This window comes from Mesorhizobium sp. M2D.F.Ca.ET.226.01.1.1 (genome assembly GCF_004022705.2).
In the GTDB taxonomy this organism is placed as follows: domain Bacteria; phylum Pseudomonadota; class Alphaproteobacteria; order Rhizobiales; family Rhizobiaceae; genus Mesorhizobium.
In genome coordinates this window covers 212,636-236,672 of the sequence record NZ_RZOY02000002.1, presented here as the reverse complement: position 1 = coordinate 236,672, position 24,037 = coordinate 212,636, and the positions used below count along the sequence as shown (strand labels likewise).

Genomic DNA, 24,037 nt, shown 5'->3' with positions numbered 1-24,037 from the left:
TGATTTCAGACTGAACGCGCGGCCGCGGCCGGCTGCAGCATCAGGATGCTGCCGCCCCTGGCTCTTTCGACCTTGGCGGTTGCCCCGACCGCACCGTCTTCCTTGACGCCTTCGTCGGCCGCCGGAGCCCCCGTCAGATCAGCGAACGCCTCGATCGGGCCGGGCCTGCCCAGAAAATATCCCTGGCCGATGTCGCAATCCTCGGCATCGAGGAAGCGCAGCTCGTCCAGCGTCTCGACGCCTTCGGCCAGAACCGGCAGGCCGAGGCCGCGCCCCAGGCCAAGCACGGCGCGCACGATGGTCGCGACCTGATCGTTCCTGTCGACCGATTTGATGAAGGACCCGTCGATCTTGATCTTGTCGAAGGGGAAGGCGCGCAGGTTGGACAGTGACGAATAGCCGGTGCCGAAATCGTCCATGGCCACGCGCACGCCGAGCGCCTTGATCTGACGCAAGGTGGCCAGCGCCCGCGGCATGTCCTTGATCAGCGCCGTCTCGGTGATCTCAAGCTCTAGCCTGCCTGCCGCCAGTCCCGTGCGCAGCAGCACCTCGTGCACCTTGCGGCTGAAATCGGGATTGTGGAGCTGCACCGCCGAAACGTTGACGGCGATCGTCAGCGGGTTCCTCCAGCTAGCGGCCTCCTTGCAGGCCGTCACCAGCACCCATTCGCCGATCTGGGCGATCGCGCCGCCATCCTCGGCCACAGGGATGAACACAGATGGCGCAATGTCGCCGCGTTCGGGATGTTGCCAGCGGATCAAGGCCTCGAAGCCGACCATGCTGCCGCTGCTGATTTCCTTCTGCGGCTGATAGACGAGACGGAACTCGCCGCGCGCCACCGCCTGGCGCAGGTCCTGCTCCATGATGCGCCGGTCGCGCGCCTCGGCGCCCATCGAGGCCTCGAAATAGCGGAAGGTGTCCTTGCCTTCGGCCTTGGCGCGATAGAGCGCGGTGTCGGCGTGGCTGATCAATGCCGCCTGTTCGTCGGCGTCGAGCGGATAAAGCGCGATGCCGATGCTGGCCGACACCATGCCGCCAGGCGACAGCCGGTTTTCCTGACGCAGCGCCGACAGCACCGCTTCGGCAATGCGGCCGGCGGCCTGGGGGTCGGGAAGATTGGGGGCGATGATGGCGAATTCGTCACCGCCGAGCCGAGCCAGCATCTGGCCTTGACGCAGCACGCTGGAGGCGCAGTGAGCCACCTTTTGCAAGACCGCGTCGCCGGCGGCGTGGCCGAAGAGATCGTTCACTTCCTTGAACCGGTCGAGATCGAGAAGCATGAGCGCCAGCTGGCTGCCCTTGCCCCCGCCTTTGCCGCCAGGAGCGGCCGAGGCGATCTCGGCTTCCAGCCGGCTGGTGAAGGAGCGCCGATTGCCGAGCCCGGTGAGCGGGTCGTAATGCGCAAGCCGCATGATCTCTTGCTCGGCCTTCCGGCGCTCGCGAATGTCGCGGACGGCAACGACCAGATGCGGCTTGCCGCAATAATCGATGCTCCTGGCGATCAGCTCGACCGGGATCGGGCTGTCGCCCTGGCCGCGAAGGTCGGCTTCCTGCGCCTGTCCGTTGCCGGCGGCGACCGCCGAGGCGACGCGCTCGCCGAACAGTTCGCCGAGCGTCATCGTGTTCAGCGTGGCGGCGGCAATGCCGCTCAGCGCCGCGATGCTGTCATTGGCGCTGACGAGGCGGTTGCCGTCGCAGACGATGAGGCCCTCGACGGCGGCATTGGCGAGGCCGTGCATGCGCTCCGCCTCGATCCGGTGGCGGCGAAAGCGCAGATCGATCCACAGCGCCGTGGCGGCCAGCACCAAGATGATCAGGCTTGCCGTGGCGGCGGCGAAGGCTTGCGACATCGGCGCGATCGTGAATTTCGAGATCTCTATCGAGGAATCCGGATAGATCGAGACCGCGGCCATGGCGATGAAATGCAGCGTGCAGATCGCCAGCGTCAGCAGGACGGCGCCGGCGACTGTCGCCAGGGTCGACGGCCGGCGCAGCACGACAAGCAGCGAAAGCGCGGCAAGAATTATGCCCGAGGCCAATGAGGCGGCGACGAAAAGCTGGTTCCAGACGATCCGGCCTTCGACCTCGAAAGCCGCCATGCCGGTATAGTGCATCGCCGCGATGCCGATGCCCAGCACGGCGCCGCCGACGAGATGGTGGTCGACGCCGCCGCGCATGGTCGCGATCCACATGCCGGCCGCGGTCAGAATGACGGAAAGCGCCAGCGAAGCGACCGAAAGCTCGGCGTTGTAGGCGTTGGGTATTCCCGGCGTGAAGGCGATCATGGCGATGAAATGCGTCGCCCAGATGCCAAATCCGGTCGAAGCGGCGGCAATCAGCAGCCAGGCATAACGGTTCCGGCTGGTCGATTGCACGACATGGCGGAGCAGATTGACAGCGGCGAAACAGGAGATTCCGCAAATGAGCGCGGCCAGTACGACCAGTCTCAGATCGTGCTCGTTCACGATGCAATTATAGACGGTCAACATCCTGCTTCACCTGATCTACCCGCATCAATCAAGGCAATGAGATTGATTAGGGCCGGACAACTGAAGAATCGATTATGCCGCCCGCAACCCTTGCGTGCCTAGCAGGTTGTATTTCTCAATATGAGGATCGACGAGGATTCGGGTTCAAGCTAGGCCGGCGTCATTTCACCCGCACCGTCACCACCAGCGCCTCATGGTCGGCGCTGGGGCTGCCGTCCGGCAACACTGCTGGCAGCGTCGCCGGCGCGCTTGCGGAAAGGCCGCGCGCGAAGAACCAGTCGATATGGCCGGCCGGCGTCAAGTCGCCGGCCGCGCGCCGCTGCGTCGGCTTGTCGAACGCGTTGGCGTCGCGCCAGTTGTAGCCGCGTTCGGCCATGACAGCGAACAGGGGCTCGTGACGGTCCGGGCACATCAGCCGGTCCGGTTCGGTGGCGATGCGCGTTCGCCACGCGGCAGGGTCGTCATTGCGTTCCGGATAGGTGGCGGTCAGCGTGTTGAAGTCGCCGCCGATCAGCACCGGCGCGTCCGCGTCATATTTGTCGATGGCATCGAGCAGGTGGCGTGTCTGGCCGGCACGGCCGGCGGGAGTGGTGCGGTTTTCAAGATGCACCGAGACGACGGTGACCCGACGGTCGCCGACCATCACCTGGCCGCCGAGCGCCATGCGGCCGCCGACGCGCGGTTGGCCGTGCTCCGGCAGGAACCAGGCGCCGGCGGCATCGAAGCGAATGAGAAAGGGCCGCAGCAGTGGAACGGCGCTGGTTATGGCATTGCCGTGGAAGCCCTCCATGTTCTCAGCGCCGCCATTTGCCGCCTGCTCGGTCTCGTTGCCGGTGCCGAGTTCCAGGAATTCGACGCCATAGGCGAAGGAATGGCCCAGACGATCGGCAAGCCGCCTCAACAGATGGCCGTTGCCGGAGCGCGCCATGCCCTTGTCGACCTCGGACAGCAACACGACGTCTGGCCCCTGGCCGGCGATCGTTTCGGCAATGGCATCGATGTGACGCAGCCGCTCGACGTTCCAGGCCATGACGGTCAGGCTCTCGCCGGCGCTCTCAAGCGACGCCTTGCCGCCGACCTCGATCTCGCCGAGGGCGGGAATGGCCGCCGCGTGGCGCAGATGGGTGGCGCTGTCGCGCGGCCCGTCGCGCATCGCGTTGCGCTCGCTGACGGGCACGTGTGTGAGCTGCGGGACCAGCATGTGTCTTCTCAATCAGTTAGCCGGTTAATCACGTCAAAATCTTTTCGACGCTTCTAGGCGCCCTAGCTCCTAGAGCGCCGATGTGACGTTTTCATGCCGGCATGGCCGCTACCGGAGAGGAGGGACTGGCTGTCCACAGGGCCTTCGAGCCGACAACAGAACTGTCACATACCTCCTCTATGAGAGCGGGCAAGGACTTGCGCAAAACCCTTGTCACACTGCCACTCAAGAGGGAAAAACCATGACGATCATCAAGCGGGGCCTTGCTGCCCTTGCCGCCGCCGCGCTCAGCACCGCGCTTGCGGTTCCTGCTTTTGCAGAGCCGGTCAAGTTCGATTTCTGGTTCGGCCTGTCGGGCGACCTCGCCCGCGTCGTCGACACGCTGTGCAAGAACTTCAACGCTTCCCAGAAAGACTATGAGGTCGTCTGCACCAGCCAGGGCAATTACGACGCCACGCTGCAGAACACGATCGCCGCCTTCCGCGCCGGCAAGCAGCCCACCGTCGTCCAGGTCTATGACGTCGGCACCGCCACCATGATGCTGTCGGGCGCCTACAAGCCCGCCGACAAGCTGATGGAAGAGAACGGCTACAAGATCGACTACAGCGATTATTTCCCCGGCATTGCGCGCTATTACGCGACGTCGAAGGGCGAGATGCTGTCCTTCCCGTTCAACTCATCGACGGCGCTGATGTACTGGAACAAGGACGCCTTCGCCAAGATCGGCAAGACCGAAGCGCCGAAGACCTGGGAAGATGTCGGCGCCGACCTCAAGGCGCTGAAGGACGCCGGCTATGATTGCCCGATGGCGATCAACATCTCGGCCAATGAAAGCTGGCAGCTGATGGAGCAGTTCTCGGCCATTCACAATCAGCCGATCGCCAGCAAGAACAATGGTTATGACGGTCTCGACGCCCGCCTGGAAATGAACAAGACCAAGTTCGTCCAGTACGTCACCGACCTGAAGAAATGGTATGATGCCGGCCTGATCAAGATCAAGTCGAAGGACCTCGGCCAGGATATGGTGCAGGCCTTCGCCACCGGCACCTGTCAGATCATCATGACCTCGGTCGGCGACCACGGCACGGTCGGCAAGACGCAGAAGGAAGGCATGAACTGGGATGTCGCCGAGCTGCCGGTCTATGCCGGTACCGAGCGTAAGAACTCGCTGGTCGGCGGCGCCTCGCTGTGGGTGCTGTCCGGCAAGTCGGACGCCGAATACAAGGGCGCAGCCGCCTTCCTCAACTTCATCCACGACCCCAAGACCGCTTTGTTCTGGTCGACCAACACCGGCTACATTCCGGTGACGAAGTCCGGCTTCGAATACATGAAAGCCAACGGCTTCTACGACAAGGCGCCCTACAAGGGACGTGAAGTGGCGATCGCCAGCCTGACCGCTTCGGAACCGACCGAGATCACCCGCGGCATCCGCCTCGGCAACTTCACCCAGATCCGCGCCGAATTCGGCACCCAGATGCAGGCGATCTTCGCCAACAAGGAAAGCGTCCAGGACGGTGTCGACGCGCTGGTCAAGAACGGCAACGCGATCCTCGACCGCTTCCAGCAGACCTATCCGAACAAGACGCTACCCTGATCCGGATACTGGAACGGCCGCCCGCCGCGCATCGACGGGCGGCCATTTCATATCTAGTCTTGTTCCGCGAGAGCGGGTTGGCGGTTCGATGACATCGGCGGATCGATGGAAAAACGCGTCACTTTCGGCAAATGGACGATCGGCATCCTGTTCGCGGTGCCGCAGCTCATCCTCATCTTCACCTTCTTCTACTGGCCGGCCGGACAGGCGGTCTACTGGTCGCTGACGCTGCAGCAGCCATGGGGCGGCGGCAACATCTGGGTCGGGCTCGACAATTTCCGCTCGATCCTGGCCAACGCCGACTACTGGAATTCGATCACCGCCAGCCTGATCTTCGCCGGCATCAGCACCGGCCTAGCGATGTTCATCGCGCTGGTGCTCGCCGCCCTGACCGACCGTCAGCTTGCCGGCTCATGGCTGTATCGCGTGGTGCTGATCTGGCCCTACGGCATTGCCGCGCCGGCACTGGCGATGGCCTTCCGCTTCATCCTGGCCCCCGAGGCGGGCTTCATGGCCTTCGCCAACCACTTCTGGCCGGGCTTCTGGGACCCCGGCCTCAACGGCGCCGATGCGATGGCCTCCGTCATCATCGCCTTCTCCTGGAAATATGTCGGCTACAACTTCATCTTCTTCCTGGCCGCCTTCCAGGCGATTCCGCGTTCGCTGATCGAAGCGGCGGCCATGGACGGCTCCGGCGTCATCCGGCGCTTCTGGGATATCCAGTTCCCGCTGATTACGCCGACCATCTTCTTCCTGCTGGTCATCAACATCACCGAGAGTTTCCAGGACTCCTTCGGCATCGTCGACATCATGACCGCGGGCGGCCCGGCCAATGCCACTAACCTGATGGTCTACAAGATCTATTCCGACGGCTTCAAAGGCCTCGATTACTCCGGCGCCGCCGCGCAGAGCATCATCCTGATGCTCTTGATTATCGCCCTTACCATCGTCCAGTTCCGCTTCATCGAGCGGCGCGTGCACTATCGTTGAGGCGGCCATGGTCGAGCGCACCCCGATCCTCAATTTCTTCACGCACCTGATCCTGTTCGTCGGCTTCGTATTCTGCGTGGCGCCGTTCGTCATCGTGGCGGTCGCCGCCTCGCACAATCTGAAGGACGTCAACGACGTGCCGATGTCGCTGCTGCCTGGGAGCGATTTCTGGGTCAACATCAAGACGGCCTGGACCACCACCGATCTCGGCCCGAATCTGCTGAACTCCTTCATCATGGCGTTTGGCGTCGCCGCCGGCAAAGTGATCGTCTCGGCGCTAACCGCCTTCTCGATCGTCTATTTCCGCTACCCCGGCCGCATGCTGATCTTCTGGCTGATCTTCATCACACTGATGCTGCCGCTCGAAGTGCGCATCGTGCCGACCTATGCGGTGGTCGCCAACGTGCTCGATCCCTATCAGACGATCATGGACCTGACCGGTCTCTCTTGGCTGATCCAGAAGATATCGGGGGTTCAGGTCCAGCTCAGCCTCGGATTGCTCAATTCCTACAGCGGCCTGATCCTGCCGCTGGTCGCCACCGCCACCGGCACGTTCCTCTACCGCCAGTTCTTCCTGACCGTGCCGGACGAATTGACCGAGGCCGCGCGCATGGACGGCGCCGGCGCGCTGCGCTTCTTCGTCGACATCCTTCTTCCGTTGTCGCGCAACAACATGGCGGCGCTCGGCACCATCATGTTCCTGTGGGCCTGGAACCAGTATCTGTGGCCGTTGCTCATCACCACCGATCAGTCGCATGCGATGGCGGTGACCGAGTTGAAGCAGCTCATCCCCAATGTCGGCGGGGCGCCCGAGTGGCATATCGCCATGGCCGGCACGCTGATCGTCATGCTGCCGCCACTGATCGTCGTGGTGTTGATGCAGCGCTGGTTCGTGCGCGGCCTGATCGCCACCGAGAAATAGGGAGACGATAAAATGGCCTCCATCACCATCCGCGGCGTCAAGAAGAACTACGCCAAGACGCAGGTCGTGCACGGCGTCGACCTCGACTTCGCGTCTGGCGAATTCGTCGTCATCCTCGGGCCGTCCGGCTGCGGCAAGTCCACGCTGCTCAGGATGATCGCGGGGCTGGAAGAGATTTCCGACGGCACGATCGCCATCGACGGCGCCGTGGTCAACAAGCTCGAGCCGCGCGAGCGCGGCTGCGCCATGGTGTTCCAGAACTACGCGCTCTACCCGCACATGAGCGTGGCGCAGAACATCGGCTATTCGCTGAAGGTGGCCGGTGTTCCGGCGGCCGAGCGCACGCAGCGCATCCGGGCGGTGGCGCGCGTCCTGGAACTGGAGCACCTGCTCGACCGCAAGCCGATGGCGCTTTCGGGCGGCCAGCGTCAGCGCGTCGCCATGGGCCGCGCCATGATCCGCGAACCGAAGGTGTTCCTCTTCGACGAGCCGCTCTCCAACCTCGACGCCAAGCTGCGCGTGCAGATGCGCTCAGAAATCCGCAAGCTGCACCGCCGCCTCAGTGCCACGTCCGTCTTCGTCACGCATGACCAGGTCGAGGCGATGACGCTGGCCGACCGGCTGGTGGTGATGAATGGCGGCCGCGTCGAGCAGGTCGGCACGCCGGCCGATGTCTACAGCCGGCCGGCAAGCCGCTTCGTCGCGACCTTCGTCGGCGCGCCGGCGATGAACATGCTGGAGGGCGAGGTCGTCCTCGACGGCCTTTCGCTGCTCGGCGGTAGCCGCAAGCTCAACGTGTCGCGCACCGGTCTTGCCGTGGGCTCGAAAGTCGCGGTCGGCATCCGGCCCGAGGCGGTGCGCATGGTGGCGCCTGGCACACCGGGCGCGCTCGCGGCGACTGTCGACCTCATCGAGGAATTGGGCGCCGGCCGCGTCATCTATGTCGATCTCGACGGCGCGTCGTTCTCGGCCGTGACATCGGAGACCGTCCATCCCGAACCAGGCAGCACGGTGGGCCTGCAGTTCGCCGAGTCGGACCTGCATTTCTTCTCCTCGGAAACCGGCGCCAGGCTCGACGTGTTCAAGGCTTCGGTGCCGGCGCCGGCGCCGGCGACTTTGTGAATTTGAGGTTCATGCAATGAAAATCATCCAGGTCACCGACGTCCATCTCGGTCGTCGGCGCGAGATGCGCTATGGCGCGAACCTGAATGAGCGGCTCGATCGCTGCATCGATCATATCAATCAGCGCCACAGCGACGCGACGCTCTGCGTCTTTACCGGCGACCTGACCGATGACGGCGAGGCCGAGAGCTATGCCGACCTGAAGGCGGCGCTGAGCCGGCTCACCGTACCTTACCGGCTACTGCCCGGAAACCACGACCGCCGCGCCAACCTCATCGCCGCCTTCCCCGAAAACGGCACCGATGCCAACGGCTTCGTCCAGTCGGTTTTCGACACGCCGGAAGGTCGCCTGGTATTCCTCGACAGCCTGGCGGAAGGCCGCGTCACCGGCGAGTTGTGCGACGACCGGCTCGGCTGGCTCGGCGCCAGGCTCGCCGAGGCGGCAGGCAAGGCGGCCTATGTCTTCCTGCACCACCCGCCGGTCGAACTCGGGCTCACGCTGCTCGATCCGCTCGGCCTCGAACAGCCGCAGCGGCTCATCGATGCGCTGACCCGCCACGGCAATGTCCGCTACATCTTCTTCGGCCATGTCCATCGCGACATAGCCGGCACCGTCGCCGGCATTCCGTTCTCGGTGCAGCGCGGCCTGCATGCCCGCTTCATGCTCGACCTGGTCGGCGAGGAGATGGTCGAGCAGGCGCCGCCCGCCTATTCGATCATCCTGATCGACGGCGCTCGCGTCGTCATCCACAGCTGCGATTTCCTCGAGCACTGGCCGCTCTGGTCGCCGGCGACGGGCGAACGAGTTCGTTGATGCCACGCTAGCATTCAGGCAAAGACATGCGCCTTGCCGGTGACGGTGAGGCGCACGATCTCGCCGACTGCGGGCGCGTCCATGCCGGTCCTGCGAAGGATGAGCGGAGTGTTGCCGATCGCTGCCGCGTCGGGCGGATCCGGGCTGTTCAGCAGCCGCACCGCGACGGTGCAGATCGAGCCGGCGAATTCGCAGTCCGTCACTTCGCCGAACAGCATGTCAGGCGTGCCCGACATGCCTTCGCGCGAGGTCCATTTGAGCACAATCTGCTCCGGCCGCAGCATGATGCGCGCGACGTCGCGCCGTTCCTGCGTGTCGACGGCGATGCGGCCGAGCCGCGATTCGGCAAAGCCGTCGGCGATCCTGGCCGGCACGATGATGGCATCGCCGAGGAATTCTGCGACCATCCTGTCCCTGGGCTGGAAATAGAGCTCGCGCGGCGTGCCGACCTGCGAGAACAGGCCGTCGCGCATCACCGCCACCTGGCTGGCGAAGGACAGCGCCTCGGCCTGGTCGTGCGTCACCAGGATGGTGGTGATGCCGGCCTCTTCCAGAAGCTCGGCCACCGCCTTGCGCATCGAGGCGCGGAGCCCGGTGTCGAGCGCCGAGAAGGGCTCGTCGAGCAGCATCAGCCGCGGCTTCATCGCCATGGCGCGTGCGAGCGCCACACGCTGCTGCTGGCCCCCGGAGAGTTCGTGCGGCCGGCGCTTCAGGATCGCCTTGTCCAGTCCGACGATATAGGCGAGCTCGACGATATGTTCGGCTCGCCTGTCGGCGTTCCGCGCGATGCCGAAACCGATATTGTCGGCGATGCTGAGATGCGGGAACAGGGCGCCGTCCTGGGCCACCACGCCGATGCCGCGGCGATGCGCCGGCACGGCGGCGCCGCCATTGGCGAGCACTTTGCCGTCGAGGACGATGCGGCCGCGATCGGGCGCCTCGAAGCCGGCAATCAACCTGAGCAAGGTGGTCTTGCCGCAGCCGGATGGGCCGACGATCGCGGTGCGGCTACCGCTCTCGACCTGAAGGTCGACGCCGGCAAGCGCCGCCACCGGGCCGTAGTTCTTCGCCACGCCGCTGAGTTCGAGGAAGCTCATCGTCCGGCCATCCGCTTCGACTGGACGTAAAGCCACCAGGTCATCGGCAATGACATCACCACCATGATCAGCGCGTAAGGGGCAGCGGACGCGTAGTCGATCTCGCCGCTATAGGACCAGAAGGCCATCGCCAGGGTACGGGTGCCGTTGGGCGCCAGCATCTGGGTGGCGGTGAGCTCGTTGGTTATGCCGAGCGCCACCATCGCCATGCCGGCCGCCGCACCCGGTGCCGACAGGCGGATGGTCGTCGACCACAGCGCCTTGACCGGCGGCCGGCCGAGGCTGGAAGCGGCGCGTTCCAGCTCCACCGGTGCCTGCGCGATCGAGGCGCGCAGGCTCACCAGCGCGCGCGGCAGGAACATCAGCGCATAACCGAACAGGATGGTGAACAGCGTCTGATAGAGCGGCAGCGCGACGCGCACGGTGATCGTCACCAGCGCCAGCGCGATGACGACGCCCGGCAGCGCGCCGACGATGTAATTGCAGCTCTCCAAGAGGCGCTGCAGCCGCCCCGGCGCGCGAATCGAGATCCAGGCCATCGGCATGGCGGCAATCGTTGCAAGCACCGCTCCGGCGATGGCGAGGAACAGGGTCTGGCCAAGCGCCAGGCCGATCTCGTCCCAACGCCAGACATCGGCGCCGCCGGCGAGCAGCCAGCGGCTGACCGTGACGAAGGGGACGCCCAGCGACAGGAGCGCGACGCCTGCCGGCAAAAGCAGGCAAGGCAAGGTGGCGCGACCGAGGCGGGCGCGCTGCTGCTTGCGCGCCGCGCCGGAGCCGACACGGGCATAGCGCTCCTCGCCGCGGACGATCACCTCGAGCGCGAGCAGGAACAGGCAGCAGGCCACAAGCACCGCCGCCAGCATGTTGGCGGCCGGGCCGTTGAAGGTCGACTGGAACTGGTCGACGATCGCGGTGGTGAAGGTGTCGAAACGGATGAAGACATAGAGGCCGTATTCGGCGAGCAGATGCAGGCCGACCAGCAGCGAGCCGCCGCAAATGGCGAGCCTCAGCTGCGGCAGCACGACGCGCGCGAAAACCCGCCAGGGCCCGAGGCCAAGCGCCGCGGCGGCATCCTCCAGCGCCGGATCGAGCCGGCGCAATGCCGCGGCGATCGGCAGATAGAGGAACGGGAAATAGGCGATGACGGAGACCAGCACGCCGGCCCACAGCCCGTGCAGGCCCGGCACGAAGCTGATCCATGCATAGGAGTGCACGAAAGCAGGGATGGCGAGCGGCGCGACCGAAAGCCACGACCACAACCGATTGCCAGGCAGGTCGCTGCGCTCGGTCAGCCAGGCCAGCGCCACCGACAGCGTGATGGCGATCGGCACGGTGACGATGACGAGGAGCACTGTGTTGATCAGGAGTTCGCCGACGCGCGGGCGAAAGATCAATGCCACCACGGTATCCCAGCCGGTCTGGATCGCGACCCAGACAATGAAGGCGAGCGGCAGCAGCGCGATCAGCGAGATCAGGGCGGCGACGAGCGTGATCCACGACGTGGACCGACGCTTCTTCATCCCGGCTGCCGGCAGTCTCGCAGGCGCCATGTCGATCGCCGACTGCATTAGGCGCGCCACCATGTCGCCAACGCCGCATGGCGGAAGCGATCTGTTATGCCGGGTGAGCGGCTCGATGCGCAGTCGATCGTCATCGACGAGGCGATCTCCAAACAAAAGTGCTCCCGCGCAAAGCGAATTCGCGCGGGAGCACGGTCGTTTGCCCTTTTAGGACGAACGCGGACTAAAGCAAGCCGGCTTGCGTCATCAGGTCGATGACCTTCTTGGAGTTCAGCTTCGCCGGATCGACTTTCGGTGCCTGCAGGTCGGCCAGCGGCACCAGCTTCGGGTTGGATTCGGCACCCTTGCCGACCGCGTATTCATAGGACGTGCCGGTCTTCAACACGTCCTGGCCGCCCTTGCCGGTCACCCACTTCAGGAACGCCTGGGCTTCCTTCGGATGCTTGCTGGAAGCCAACACGCCGCCACCGGAGATCGACACGAACGCGCCCGGATCCTGGTTCTTGAAATAGTACTGCCCGATATTCCTGCTGTTCTCGCCCGTCTTGGCCTGATCGCCGAGATAGTAATAGTGGAAGATCACCCCGCCATCGATCTCGCCGGCGTTGACCGCCTTCATCACCGTGTTGTTGCCCTTGTATGCGGTGGAGTTTGCCTTCATGGCCTTCAGCCAGTCGGCGGTCGCGGGTTCGCCCTTGAGCTCAAGCATTGCGCTGACGATGGCCTGGAAATCGGCGCCGGCCGGCGAGGCGGCCCAGCGGCCCTTCCAGCTCGGATCGGCGAGGTCGAGCAGCGACTTGGGGAGCCTGTTTTCCTTCAGCTTGCTCTTGTTGTAGACAAAGACGGTGCTGCGGGCAGCGACGCCCACCCATTTGCCCGTCGACGGCTGATATTCCTGCGGAACCTGGGCCAGCGTGTCGGCGTCGACCGGCGCGAACAGGCCCGCCGCCTCGACCAGCGCCATGGCCGGCGAGTTCTCGGTCAGGAAGACGTCGGCCGGCGAGGCCGCGCCCTCGGCGACGATCTGGTTGGAGAAGTCGCTATCGCCGCCATTGCGAAGCGTGACCTTGATGCCGGTCTCCTTGGTGAAGCCTTTCGCCCATTCCTTGGCGAGGCTCTCATGCTGGGCGTTGTAGACGACGATGCCTTGATCCTCGGCCATAGCAGAACCGGCGATCAGGCCAAGCGCCAGCGCGGCGCCGGCGAGCGTGGAAAGGGCAATTTTCATGGGCATCGTCCTCAAATTTTCGAGACAGGGGTTCGGGCACGGCTGCACCTACCAATACCTGATTGTTGTAGTCAAGATTGTGGCCCTGCTTCAATCGGTCGCCGGCCGCAAACTTTCGTGATTTTGCGGTAGTTTGGCTTGGACATTATTTCGCCGGCCACGTAACAAACCAAGGCCGAGACGCGAACTTCGGGGGTAAACTCTTGTGACCGGCAAGGACGAGGCAGAGCTGTCCGGGCTGCTAAGGGCCGCGATCGCGGGAGACGAAAGGGCCTATGCCGACTTTCTGCACCGGGTCGCCGCTCTCGTTCGCGGCTATGCCCGGCGCAAGATCGTTCAGGGCGGGGTCGACCCCGAGGATGTCGTGCAGGAAACCTTGCTGGCCATTCACGTCAAACGCCATACCTGGCGGCCGGATGCGCCGGTGCTGCCCTGGGTCTATGCGATTGCCCGCTTCAAGCTGATCGACGCGTTTCGCCGCCGAGGGCGGCGCATCGAGGTCGAGATCGACGAGATCGCCGAAACCTTCGCCGAGCCGGAGACGGAAACGGTCAGCGAGCGCGACATAAACCGGGCGCTCGAGGGACTGCCGCCGACGCAGCGTTCGGTGGTTTCGTCAATCTCGGTCGACGGCCATTCGATCGGCGAGACCGCCACCAAGCTCGGTGTCAGCGAGACGGCGGTGCGCGTGTCGTTGCATCGCGGCCTCGCCGCGATCGCCAAAAGATTCGGGCGACAGTGACATGAGGACAGAGGATCTCATCAAGGCGCTCGACGCAGATGCCCGCGACAAGGCGATGCCGCTCGGCAAGGCCTGGTGGCTGGCCGTCGGCGTCGCCGTGGCGATCGCGGCGGCCGTGTTCTGTACGACCATCGGGCCGCGTCCGGACATCATGCCGGCCATGCACACGATGCGCTTCATGTCGAAATTCGTGTTCACGCTGGCGCTCGCGGCCAGCGCCTTCGCGCTGATCCGCGCGCTGTCGATGCCGGGCGCTTCGACAAGGCGGGCAATGGCCTGGATGATCGCAGCGCCCGCGCTGGTCGTGCTGGCGGTGGTTCTGGAGCTTCTCGTCGTGCCCCAGGCCGATTGGGGCAAGCGGCTCGTCGGCTCGAACATGATGATCTGCATGAGCTTCATCCCGCTGATCGGCATTGGCCCGCTGGCGATTTTCCTCGGCATGCTGCGCTATGGCGCGCCGACGCGGCCGGTGCTTGCCGGCGCGGTCGCCGGCCTGCTCGCGGGCGGCCTCGCGGCAACCTTCTATGCCGCGCACTGCTTCGACGATTCGCCGCTCTTCGTCGCCACCTGGTATACGATCGCGATCGCCTTCCTGACCCTGCTCGGGGCCATTGGCGGGCGGCTTTTCGTGCGCTGGTAGCCGCCGGAGCGCTTTCGCAACAGTCCCTTAATCATGCGGGCAACTGTTTGCCGGTTAGCGGAGCGGTCGCAGCCTTCCACGCAACCATTCCTTAAAATCGATCCGCCAGGGTTGTGGCGACGTGCAGTTGCGCATTGGGTGGGATCGCATTGTGTCGTGGTTGAACTGGAAAGGGCTTCGTGCCGACAGGCACGCCGCGCAGGCTCTGCTGGCGGTCGGGGTGGTTGCCACCGTCGCATCGATCCTGTTGCCGCGCCTTGAATTTGGCGCCGATGCGCTGAAGCTCTGCCTGCAGATTTCCGTCGCCATCACGGCCGCGACGCTGTTTTTGTCGGCATTCTTCATTCACCGCATCGTCGATGACCGCCGGCAGATCGCCGAGAGCGAGCAGCGCTTCCGCCGCGCCATGGAAGATTCGGCGATCGGTGTCGCCATTGTCGGCCTCGATGGGCGCATCCAGCAGGCCAATCCCGCTTTCGCCGCCATGCTGGGTTACAGCCGCGCCGAGATCGAGGCGCTGACTTTCCCGCAGATCACGCATCCGGACGACCTTTTGATCGGCCGCGAGACGATGCTGAACGTGAAGGAAGGCAGGATCAGTTCCTACCATTTCGAAAAGCGCTACCTCAGGAAGGACGGGACCCCGGTCTGGGCGCAACTCGCCGGGTCGGTCATCCTCGACGAGGACACCGGCAAACCGCTTTATCTGGTGTCGCAGATCGAGGACATCGACGCGCGCAAGCAAGCGGAGGCGCGCATCGCCGAGGCCGAGACCCGGTGGAATTTCGCGCTCACCAGCACCGGACAGGGGGTCTGGAGCCTCGATATGCGCAAGGGCGGCACGACCTATTCCGAAACCTGGGTGAAGATGCTGGGCTATGCCGACGGCGAGCTCGACGGCGACCCTGAACGCTGGCTGACCATGATCCATCCCGACGACCAGGCACGCGTCGCCGAGGCGGATCGCGCGCACCTTGCCGGCGAGACGCCCTTTTTCGAAGCCGAGTTCCGGATGCGGCACAAGGACGGCCACTGGGTCTGGATCCTCGACCGCGGCAAGACGATCGAGCGCGACGCGGAGGGCCGGCTGATCCGGGCCATCGGCAGCCTGACCGATATCACCGAGCGCAAGGAGGCCGAGGCGCGGCTGATGGTTTCGGCGGCGATGCTGGCCGACGAGAAGGAGCGTCTCAGGGTGACGCTGCAGTCGATCGGCGACGCGGTGATCTGCACCGATGCCGCCAACCGCATCACCTTCATGAACCCGGTTGCCGAAAAGCTCACCGGCGTTGCCGTGGGAGAGGCCTTGGGAAAGGTGCTCGGTCATGTCTACTGGGCGGTCGACGAGGAAAGCGGGCAGCGGATCGGCCTGACGCGTCCTTCGGCGAGTGAGCGGTCTTCCAGCGACCAGAACACGCGCGCGGTCCTCGTGCGGCGCGACGACACGCGCTGCAGCATCCGCCAGGTGGTGTCGCCGATCATGAACGACCGCCACGAGTTCTGCGGCCTGGTCATCGTCTTCCAGGATTTCACCGACGCGCGCGCCCTGCAGCGCCAACTGGCCTACGCCGCCGCCCATGACGCGCTGACCGGGCTTGCCAACCGCTCGAGTTTCATCCGCACCATGGAGGAGCTGGTCGACCAGTGCCGCCTGAATGGTAGCGAGCATCAATTCATGTTCGTCGACCTCGACCACTTCAAGGCGGTCAACGACACCGGCGGCCATGCCGCGGGCGATGCGCTGCTGAAGCGCGTGGCCGACACATTGCGCAATGTGCTGGGTCAAGAAGACGTCGTCGCCCGGCTCGGCGGCGACGAGTTCGCTGTCATCCTCAAATCGGGCGCGGCGTCGCGCGGACCGGTGGCGGCGCGCTCGATCATCGATGCCATCCGCAACCTCAATTTCAGCTGGGACAGGCGCCCGCATTTGATCGGCGCCAGCATCGGGCTTGCACCGATCCGGGCCGGTTGCGGCGAAGTGGACGAGATCATCGCCCGCGCCGACGCCGCCTGCTATGCGGCCAAGGCGGCAGGCCGGGGCTGTGTCTCGGCGGCGCCGGACGAAGTTTCGACGGACGAGGTTTCGAAAGACGACATGACGGCCTTGCCGCTCGCCGCGGCGTCCTGAGCCCCTTCGAAGGCGCTCAGTCGGAAGGGCTCAGCGCGTCGGCACCGGATGATCGCCGCGATAGTCGTAAAAGCCGCGACCGGTCTTGCGGCCGAGCCAGCCCGCCTCGACATATTTCACCAGCAGCGGGCAGGGGCGGTATTTCGAGTCCGACAGGCCCTCATGCAGCACCTGCATAATCGAAAGACAGGTGTCGAGGCCGATGAAGTCGGCGAGCTGCAGCGGCCCCATCGGATGGTTGGCGCCGAGCCGCATGGCGGTGTCGATGGCGTCGACCGTGCCGACACCCTCATAGAGCGTGTAGATCGCCTCGTTGATCATCGGGAGCAGGATGCGGTTGACGATGAAGGCCGGGAAATCCTCCGAGACAGTGATCGTCTTTTCGAGGTGCTTCACATAATCCTTGGCCGCCTCGAAGGTCTGGTCCTCGGTGGCGATGCCGCGCACAAGCTCGACCAGCTTCATCACCGGCACCGGGTTCATGAAATGTATGCCGATGAAGCGCTCGGGGCGGTCGGTCTGCGCGGCGAGCCGGGTGATCGAGATCGATGAGGTGTTGGTGGCGAGGATCGCCTCCGGATTGAGCTGTGGGCAAAGCTGCGCATAGATCTTGCGCTTGACCGTCTCGTCCTCTGTCGCCGCTTCGATCACGAGGTCGGCGGCGGCGAGGTCGGCCATGGCCGGAGCGGCGGAAATGCGCGCCATCGCTTCGTTGCGCGCCTTTTCCTCAAGCTTGCCGGAACCGACCTGGCGGGCCATGTTGCCGCTGATGGTGGCGATGCCCTTCTCGATCCGGTCGGCCGATATATCGTGGATCAGGACCTTGTAGCCACCCAGCGCCGAGACATGGGCAATACCGCCACCCATCTGACCCGCGCCGACAATGCCGATCGTCTCGATCTTGCTCATGACCCCGATCCCGTCCGGAACGCCTGCACTTCCGTGAAGTACAATGACGCTCCTGCTTGTTTGTTTCCCGCAATCCGGATGCGAACCGCCGGATTGGCTCCGGGCCTTGATGGCCCGCTTTTTGTGCAGTGCAAACTAAAAGGGCGGGGCGACTTCGTCTACCCCACCCTTTGGATTTTAATATGCCGGAACGGACGGCGTCAAAGCGCCTTTTGCAGCTCCGGCAGGATGACGAAGAGATCGCCGACCAGGCCGTAATCGGCAACCTGGAAGATCGGCGCCTCCTCGTCCTTGTTGATGGCGACGATGACCTTCGAATCCTTCATGCCGGCCAGATGCTGGATGGCACCCGAGATGCCGACGGCGATGTAGAGGTCGGGCGCGACCACCTTGCCGGTCTGGCCGACCTGCCAGTCGTTCGGCGCATAGCCGGCGTCGACCGCGGCGCGCGAGGCACCCACGGCGGCGCCAAGCTTGTCGGCGACCGGCAGGATGACTTCCTGGAACTTCTCCGAGGAACCCAGCGCACGGCCACCGGAGATGATGATCTTGGCCGAGGTCAGCTCCGGACGATCATTTTCGGAGAGCTTGTTCTCGACGAAGGACGAGAGGCCGGGATTGGCGGCGGCGTTGGCCGTTTCGACCGAGGCAGAGCCGCCTTCGGGCGCAGCCGAGAAGGAAGCTGTGCGCACGGTGATGACCTTCTTGGCGTCGGTCGACTGCACGGTCTGGATGGCGTTGCCGGCATAGATCGGCCGCTTGAAGGTGTCGGGCGAGACCACCTCGATGATCTCGGAAACCTGTGCGACGTCGAGCAGCGCGGCGACGCGCGGGGCGATGTTCTTGCCGGCGGAGGTCGCCGGCGCAATGATCGTGTCGTAGCCGCCAGCAAGCGACACCACGAGAGCCGCCGTCGGCTCGGCCAGACGCTCGGAAAGCTCGTCGGCTTCGGCGAGCAGCACCTTGCGCACGCCTTTGAGCTTGGCGGCGGCATCGGCCGCGCCCTTGGCGCCCTTGCCGGCCACCAGCACGTCGACATCCGAGCCGATCTGGAGGGCCGCCGACAGCGCCTTGGCCGTCTGGTCGGAAAGGCTCGCATTGTCGTGTTCGGCGATGAGGAGAATTGCCATTTTCTTTGTCCTTTCCTGACCGCTTTACAGAACGCCGGCTTCGTTCTTCAGCTTCTCGACCAGCTCGGCCACCGACTTGACCTTGACGCCCGCCTTGCGGCCGCCCGGCTCCTCGGTCTTGATCACCTTGAGGCGCGGCTTGACGTCGGCGCCGTAGTCGGCCGGGCTCTTCTCGTCGAGCGGCTTCTTCTTGGCCTTCATGATGTTGGGCAGCGAGGCATAACGCGGCTGGTTGAGGCGAAGGTCGGCGGTGACGATCACCGGCATCTTCAGTTCCACCGTCTGCAGGCCGCCATCGACTTCGCGCGTCACCTTGGCCGTGTCGCCGGCGAGCTCGACCTTCGAAGCGAAGGTGCCCTGGGCCCAGCCCAGAAGCGCCGCCAGCATCTGGCCGGTCTGGTTCGAATCGTCATCGATCGCCTGCTTGCCGAGGATGACAAGGCCCGGCTTCTCCGCCTCGACCACGCCCTTCAGCACCTTGGCGACGCCGAGCGGCTCGGTCTGCTCGTCGGTCTTGACCAGGACGGCGCGATCGGCACCCATGGCGAGCGCGGTGCGCAGCGTCTCCTGCGCCTGCTGCGGGCCGATCGATACGACGATGATTTCCTCAGCCTTGCCGGCTTCCTTGATGCGGATCGCTTCTTCGACCGCGATCTCGTCGAACGGGTTCATCGCCATCTTGACGTTGGCAAGCTCGACGCCCAACCCGTCGGCCTTCACCCGGACCTTGACGTTGGCGTCCACAACCCGCTTCACGGGCACAAGGATCTTCATTTTCCTGTCACCTCTCCTGAGATAATCGGGGCGCTATAGCAGCGCGCGCCCTGTCAGAGTTGTCGAAAGCCGACATTGCCGGCGGAATATCCGCCCAACGGTGCCGTTTCCGTAGTGGCGGCAAATCGGCGCGTCAATATCCACGACGAACCCAAATCGGTTCAGTCCTGGCGCGTTGCTGCTCCACGGCCCCATTGTGACGTCGGCTGCGCCGGGGCGCCGTCATGTGCGGCCGGCTCGACGGGAACAGGCGGCTGCTGGACGTTCGGCGTCGGGTCCGGCTCGCCGTCGGCGCCGGCCAGCAGCGGCACGCCGCGGCTGCGCAGCACCAGCACCAGGATCAATCCGGCGATGATGCCGCCGATGTGGCAGGACCAAGAGATCTGGTTCTCGCCGCCGGAAGCAAACATCACCACCTGGAACAGGATCCACAGGATCAGCGGGATGAAGGCCGGGATGCGCAGCGGAATGCGGGCAAAGGCCAGCACCCAGACTTTCACGCGAGGGTAGAGGATCAGATAGGCGGCGACGACGCCGGCAATGGCGCCTGAGGCACCAATCAACGGCGTTTCCGAATTCCAGGCGACCAGGCCCTGGAAGAAGGCGCCGGCGGCGGCACAGGCGAGATAGAAAATCAGGTAGCGGATGTGGCCGAGTGCGTCCTCGACATTGTCGCCGAACACCCAAAGAAACAGCATGTTGCCGCCGAGATGGAAGATGTCGGCGTGCAGGAACGAATAGGTGAGGTAGCTCAGGCTCTCGGGGATGACGACGAATTCGGGTGACAGCTCGACCTTGTCATGGACCACCGAGGGGATGAAGCCGAGACCGAGCACCGCCGCATTGTTGAAGTTCTCGCCGCCAAGCGTGGTCGCCAGATAGACCAGCGCATTCGCCACGATCAGGCCGATCGTCACATATTGCAGGCGGATGTGACGCAGCCTGTTGGTGTCGTAAAGCGGGATGAACATCGGATCCTTCCGCTTGTGAAAATCAGCGGTTCTTGCCGGGAACCCATAGCACGTCGGCATTTCCATTGTCATTGACGGCACGGGCGGCGACGAACAGAAAGTCCGAGACGCGATTGATGTATTTGAGCGCCTCGCGATTGACATGCTCGGCCGGGTCCTGCGCCAGCGCCACCATCAGCCGCTCGGCGCGGCGCGCCACGGTGCGGGCCAGATGCAGCGCAGCCGCGGCCGGCGTGCCGCCGTTCAGCACGAAGGATTTCAGCGGCTGCAGGTCCTTGTTGAGGAGATCGATATCGTGCTCGACACGGTCGGTCTGGGCAGCAACAATGCGCAGCGGCTCATAGTCCAGCGGCTTGCCGTCGTCCGGCACGGCGAGGTCGGCTCCCAGATCGAAAAGATCGTTCTGGATGCGCGACAGCATGGCATCGATCGCGGGATGTTCGCTGCCGGTGTGGAGGCGGGCCATGCCGATGCAGGCATTGGCCTCGTCGACGGTGCCGTAGGTTTCGACGCGCAGGTCGGATTTCAGCCGCCGCTCGCCGGTGCCGAGCCCTGTCGTGCCGTCATCGCCGGTGCGGGTGTAGATCTTGTTGAGCTTGACCATAACGTCCCCCAAAAGACCCCTATTTGCGCGTGAAATAGACCACCAGCAATAGCAGCGCCAAGGCGACGGCCTGCAGCATGACGCGCGCCTGCATCAGCTTGTTCGAGGTGACGCCGGAGCCGCCGCGCATCATGTTGATGAGGCCGCGGACCAGCACGATCAGCACGGCGGCCATCGCGATGACGGCGAAAATCTTCAAGACGATGACCATCTGGCTGGCTCCAGTTCGGTTTCGGTCAGGCGCGCCTGGCGAGCACGCGGTAGAGCAGGGACGCCGGCAGGATGCGCTTCAGCAGCGCGCCGATCTTGGCCGGCACCGTTACCACATAGTGCGGGCGCGGGCGCTGTGACAGAAGCGCGTGGCGAAGCGCCTTGTGCACGATCTCCGGTCCGGGCTTCAGTTTCGACACGCTGCCGCCGGCCTGGAGCCGAGCGAGTTGCGCCTGATAGTCGACGCGGTGGACGGAGTTCTCGACGTCGATGTTCTTCAAAAACCAGGGCAAGCCATTGCTGGCGATCTTCGAAGTCACCGGACCCGGTTCGATGAGCGAGAGGTGGATGCCGCTGCCTTCGAGTTCCTGGCGCATGCACAGCATCAGGCCTTCGATGGCGTGCTTGGACGCCGAATAGGCGCCGCGGAAGCGGACCGGCGCCAGGCCAAGGATCGAGGAACAATGGACGAGGCGGCCGTGTCCCTGGCGTCGCATGACCGGCATGACGCGCCGGGTCAAATCGTGCCAACCGAAGAAATTGGCCTCGAACTGCTCGCGAAGCGCCTCCACGGGCAGGTCCTCGACGGCGCCGGGCTGCGCATAGGCGCCGTTGTTGAACAACGCCTCGAGCCGGCCGCCTGTGCGCTCAAGCACGGCATCGACCAGGGCGGCGATGGATTGCGGCTCACGGTAGTCGAGATAGAAGGCCTCCAAGCCGTCGGCTTCGAGCGCGGCAATATCGGCCGGCTTGCGCGCCGTGGTGAAGACCCGCCAGCCTTCCGCCTTCAACGCCCGCGCGCAATAGGCGCCGATGCCGGAAGAGGCTCCGGTGACGATGATGGTGCGCAACTCTTCGGCGGCGGGGCGCGTTGTGAGACCTGGGGTTGCCATTTGCCGCAATCACTTCCCATATTCGCGGCGTTGACACAATCGAGCGGAGCGCGGGCCCTTGCTGCGGAATATCGTCGCCGTCAAGCGCGTGCTCTACGATGCGATTGGCCATTTCAACACCGATGACGGCTGGGCGATGGCCAGCCATCTGGCGATCACATCGCTGATGGCGCTGTTTCCCTTCCTGATCTTCGCCACGACGCTTGCCAGCTTTCTGGGCGCGCGCGCCTTCGCCGACACGGCCGTGCATCTGGTCTTCGACACCTGGCCGGAGCAGATCGCCAAGCCGATCGCGCATGAGGTGCAGAATGTGCTCACGGTGCGGCGCACCGACCTTCTGACCTATGGCGTGCTGCTTGCGGCCTATTTTGCCTCGAACGGCATCGAGGCGCTGCGCACCTCGCTCAACCGCGCCTATCGGATGACAGAGACGCGCGGCATCATCCACCGCAGGGTGCAGAGCATCATCTTCGTCCTGATCGCCACGGCCTGTTTCCTTGCCGTCAGTGTGCTTCTGGTGTTCGCGCCGCTACTCGGGCGGCTGGCCGAAGCGCATCTGGAATGGATCAAGCCCTATATGGGCACGATCACCATCTGGCGTTACATCATCGCCTCGACGGTCATCGTCATCGGCCTGTTCTCCGTGCATATCTGGCTACCGGCCGGCAAGCGCCGTTTCGTCTCGATCATACCCGGCATCGTCTTCACGCTGGTCGCCTGGCTGGTCGGCTCGACGATTTTCGCTATCTATCTCGACCATTTCTCGTCCTATGTGACGACCTATGCCGGGCTCGCCTCGATCATGATAGCGGTCGTCTTCCTCTACATCATATCGGCGATCTTCATCCTAGGCGGCGAGCTCAACGCAGCGATCAGCCGCTATCTTGAAGCCCGCGCAAGGGTTGGCTGAGTTGGCGTGCTTGGCGGAGGAATTGAAGAAATGAAGAAATGAAGAATTGAAGAATTAAAGAATTGAAGAAGAACAACGCCGTTAGTATTGTGGCCTCTTCCTCAGTTCCTCAGTTCCTCAGTTCCTCAGTTCCTCAGTTCTTCAATTCCTCAATTCCTCAATTCCCCTTCCCCTTCCCCGCTGTCGCCAGGGCAACGCCCAGCGTGGCGATCGCCATGCCGGCGATCTGCAGCAGGTTGAGCTGTTCGTTGAAGAGCACCCAGGCAATGATCGCGGTGACGGCTGGCACGAGGTAGAACAGCGAGGCGACCTTCGACATCTCGCCGTCCCTGATCATCACCATCAACAGAAAGATGGCGCCGACCGACAGCACCAGCACCAGCCAGGCCATGGCGAAGATCAACTCGCCATTGACGGTGATCGCACGCGTCTCGAAGGCGAGCGAGCCCAGGATCGTGAAGGCCGAGCCGCCGACATATTGCCACATCGTCGCCGATACCAGATCGCCGCCGGAGGCATAGCGCTTCTGCCAGATGGTGCCGGCGCTCATGCCGAGCACCGAAACGAGCGAAGCGATCAATGTTGCCGCGGTCACACCGCCGCCGACGGCTCCGAGCTTCGGCCACAGCACAATGACGACGCCCACAAGCCCGACAGCGAGCCCTGCCCAATGGCGGGGCAGGATCGCTTCGCCGAGGAATCGGCCCGCAAGCACGGCCGTGATCAGCGGCTGCAGGCCGACGATCAATGCCGAAAACCCGGCCGGCATGCCCCGGTGGATCGCCCAGAACACCGCGCCGAGATAGACGCCATGCATCAGCACGCCGGCCACCGTCGCGTGCAGCGCCTCCTCGCGCGTCGCCCGGCGCGAGCCGAGCAGCAGGGTGAGGCCGGCAAACAGGATCGCGGCGATCACGAAGCGAATGGCAAGGAAGGTGAACGGCTCCGCCCACGGCATGGCATAGCGCGCGCCGATGAAGCCTGTCGCCCATAAAACGACGAAGGAGGCGGGGATGAACCGCTTGATGCTCTGCATGTAGGGAGGCCGCCGAGGGTGAAAGGTTGATGACGGCAATTGCTCTAATGCCGTTCAATCCGGCAAGCAAAACGAAACGGTTGATCCATAAGCTAAGTCGAATTCAACAA

22 protein-coding genes are annotated in these 24,037 nt (G+C 64.3%); 9 read left to right on the top strand and 13 right to left on the bottom strand.

Annotated elements, in window-relative coordinates:
• Window positions 1-5: 5 nt before the first annotated feature.
• Together EN869_RS04915 and EN869_RS04910 are read right to left on the bottom strand one after the other, a co-directional pair.
• Window positions 6-2,489, bottom strand: coding sequence for a bifunctional diguanylate cyclase/phosphodiesterase (locus EN869_RS04915; RefSeq protein WP_127225185.1), 2,484 nt, complete (start codon window positions 2,487-2,489; stop codon window positions 6-8).
• Window positions 2,490-2,649: 160 nt separating this feature from the next.
• On the bottom strand, window positions 2,650-3,690 hold the full coding sequence (locus tag EN869_RS04910) for an endonuclease/exonuclease/phosphatase family protein (protein WP_127225184.1): 1,041 nt from the start codon (window positions 3,688-3,690) through the stop codon (window positions 2,650-2,652).
• Window positions 3,691-3,931: 241 nt separating this feature from the next.
• Here EN869_RS04910 and EN869_RS04905 point away from each other — a divergent pair, with 241 nt between their 5' ends.
• The 5 genes from EN869_RS04905 (at window position 3,932) to EN869_RS04885 (ending at window position 9,132) form a co-directional block, all read left to right on the top strand.
• Window positions 3,932-5,284, top strand: a complete 1,353-nt coding sequence (locus EN869_RS04905) for an extracellular solute-binding protein (RefSeq protein ID WP_127225183.1) — start codon at window positions 3,932-3,934, stop codon at window positions 5,282-5,284.
• Between the two features lie 105 nt (window positions 5,285-5,389).
• On the top strand, window positions 5,390-6,274 hold the full coding sequence (locus tag EN869_RS04900) for an ABC transporter permease subunit (protein WP_127225182.1): 885 nt from the start codon (window positions 5,390-5,392) through the stop codon (window positions 6,272-6,274).
• 7 nt (window positions 6,275-6,281) lie between these two features.
• Entirely contained in the window at window positions 6,282-7,196 is a 915-nt protein-coding gene (locus EN869_RS04895; RefSeq protein WP_127225181.1) for an ABC transporter permease subunit, read from the top strand.
• A gap of 12 nt (window positions 7,197-7,208) precedes the next feature.
• Window positions 7,209-8,318, top strand: coding sequence for a sn-glycerol-3-phosphate ABC transporter ATP-binding protein UgpC (gene ugpC, locus EN869_RS04890; protein ID WP_127225180.1), 1,110 nt, complete (start codon window positions 7,209-7,211; stop codon window positions 8,316-8,318).
• Between the two features lie 16 nt (window positions 8,319-8,334).
• Window positions 8,335-9,132, top strand: coding sequence for a phosphodiesterase (locus EN869_RS04885; protein WP_127225179.1), 798 nt, complete (start codon window positions 8,335-8,337; stop codon window positions 9,130-9,132).
• A 14-nt stretch (window positions 9,133-9,146) separates the two neighbouring features.
• Here EN869_RS04885 and EN869_RS04880 read toward each other — a convergent pair whose 3' ends face one another.
• The 3 genes from EN869_RS04880 to EN869_RS04870 form a co-directional block, all read right to left on the bottom strand.
• Window positions 9,147-10,229: an ABC transporter ATP-binding protein gene (locus EN869_RS04880; protein WP_127225178.1), complete on the bottom strand. Its 1,083-nt coding sequence runs from the start codon at window positions 10,227-10,229 to the stop codon at window positions 9,147-9,149.
• Window positions 10,226-11,782 (bottom strand): iron ABC transporter permease, encoded by a 1,557-nt coding sequence (locus EN869_RS04875; RefSeq protein ID WP_245489383.1) that lies wholly within the window; start codon window positions 11,780-11,782, stop codon window positions 10,226-10,228. The genes EN869_RS04880 and EN869_RS04875 overlap by 4 nt, the downstream gene beginning before the upstream one ends.
• A gap of 193 nt (window positions 11,783-11,975) precedes the next feature.
• The gene (locus EN869_RS04870; protein WP_127225177.1) at window positions 11,976-12,980 is read right to left on the bottom strand and encodes an iron ABC transporter substrate-binding protein; all 1,005 of its coding nucleotides are present in this window, start codon (window positions 12,978-12,980) and stop codon (window positions 11,976-11,978) included.
• Between the two features lie 205 nt (window positions 12,981-13,185).
• Here EN869_RS04870 and EN869_RS04865 point away from each other — a divergent pair, with 205 nt between their 5' ends.
• From EN869_RS04865 to EN869_RS04855, 3 genes are all read left to right on the top strand, one after another.
• Complete coding sequence (locus tag EN869_RS04865; protein ID WP_127225176.1) at window positions 13,186-13,722, top strand: sigma-70 family RNA polymerase sigma factor; 537 nt, start codon at window positions 13,186-13,188, stop codon at window positions 13,720-13,722.
• 1 nt (window position 13,723) lies between these two features.
• Window positions 13,724-14,362, top strand: coding sequence for an NrsF family protein (locus EN869_RS04860; RefSeq protein WP_127225175.1), 639 nt, complete (start codon window positions 13,724-13,726; stop codon window positions 14,360-14,362).
• Window positions 14,363-14,513: 151 nt separating this feature from the next.
• On the top strand, window positions 14,514-16,490 hold the full coding sequence (locus EN869_RS04855) for a PAS domain S-box protein (protein ID WP_245489365.1): 1,977 nt from the start codon (window positions 14,514-14,516) through the stop codon (window positions 16,488-16,490).
• A 30-nt stretch (window positions 16,491-16,520) separates the two neighbouring features.
• Here EN869_RS04855 and EN869_RS04850 read toward each other — a convergent pair whose 3' ends face one another.
• From EN869_RS04850 to EN869_RS04820, 7 genes are all read right to left on the bottom strand, one after another.
• Complete coding sequence (locus tag EN869_RS04850; RefSeq protein WP_127225173.1) at window positions 16,521-17,399, bottom strand: 3-hydroxybutyryl-CoA dehydrogenase; 879 nt, start codon at window positions 17,397-17,399, stop codon at window positions 16,521-16,523.
• A 200-nt stretch (window positions 17,400-17,599) separates the two neighbouring features.
• Entirely contained in the window at window positions 17,600-18,529 is a 930-nt protein-coding gene (locus EN869_RS04845; RefSeq protein ID WP_127225172.1) for an electron transfer flavoprotein subunit alpha/FixB family protein, read from the bottom strand.
• Between the two features lie 24 nt (window positions 18,530-18,553).
• Window positions 18,554-19,303, bottom strand: a complete 750-nt coding sequence (locus tag EN869_RS04840; RefSeq protein ID WP_127225171.1) for an electron transfer flavoprotein subunit beta/FixA family protein — start codon at window positions 19,301-19,303, stop codon at window positions 18,554-18,556.
• Between the two features lie 161 nt (window positions 19,304-19,464).
• Window positions 19,465-20,274 carry a rhomboid family intramembrane serine protease gene (locus EN869_RS04835; protein WP_127225170.1) on the bottom strand — a complete coding sequence of 270 codons (810 nt, stop codon included), beginning with the start codon at window positions 20,272-20,274 and terminating at the stop codon, window positions 19,465-19,467.
• A gap of 22 nt (window positions 20,275-20,296) precedes the next feature.
• Window positions 20,297-20,878, bottom strand: coding sequence for a cob(I)yrinic acid a,c-diamide adenosyltransferase (locus EN869_RS04830; RefSeq protein WP_127225169.1), 582 nt, complete (start codon window positions 20,876-20,878; stop codon window positions 20,297-20,299).
• A 19-nt stretch (window positions 20,879-20,897) separates the two neighbouring features.
• Window positions 20,898-21,089: a twin transmembrane helix small protein gene (locus EN869_RS04825; protein WP_127225168.1), complete on the bottom strand. Its 192-nt coding sequence runs from the start codon at window positions 21,087-21,089 to the stop codon at window positions 20,898-20,900.
• A gap of 25 nt (window positions 21,090-21,114) precedes the next feature.
• Complete coding sequence (locus EN869_RS04820) at window positions 21,115-21,981, bottom strand: SDR family oxidoreductase (RefSeq protein WP_127225167.1); 867 nt, start codon at window positions 21,979-21,981, stop codon at window positions 21,115-21,117.
• Window positions 21,982-22,039: 58 nt separating this feature from the next.
• Here EN869_RS04820 and EN869_RS04815 point away from each other — a divergent pair, with 58 nt between their 5' ends.
• Window positions 22,040-22,891 carry a YihY/virulence factor BrkB family protein gene (locus EN869_RS04815; RefSeq protein ID WP_127225166.1) on the top strand — a complete coding sequence of 284 codons (852 nt, stop codon included), beginning with the start codon at window positions 22,040-22,042 and terminating at the stop codon, window positions 22,889-22,891.
• Between the two features lie 157 nt (window positions 22,892-23,048).
• Here the strand turns inward: EN869_RS04815 and EN869_RS04810 are convergent, their stop codons facing one another.
• Entirely contained in the window at window positions 23,049-23,927 is an 879-nt protein-coding gene (locus tag EN869_RS04810) for a DMT family transporter (RefSeq protein ID WP_127225165.1), read from the bottom strand.
• Window positions 23,928-24,037 lie beyond the last annotated feature (110 nt).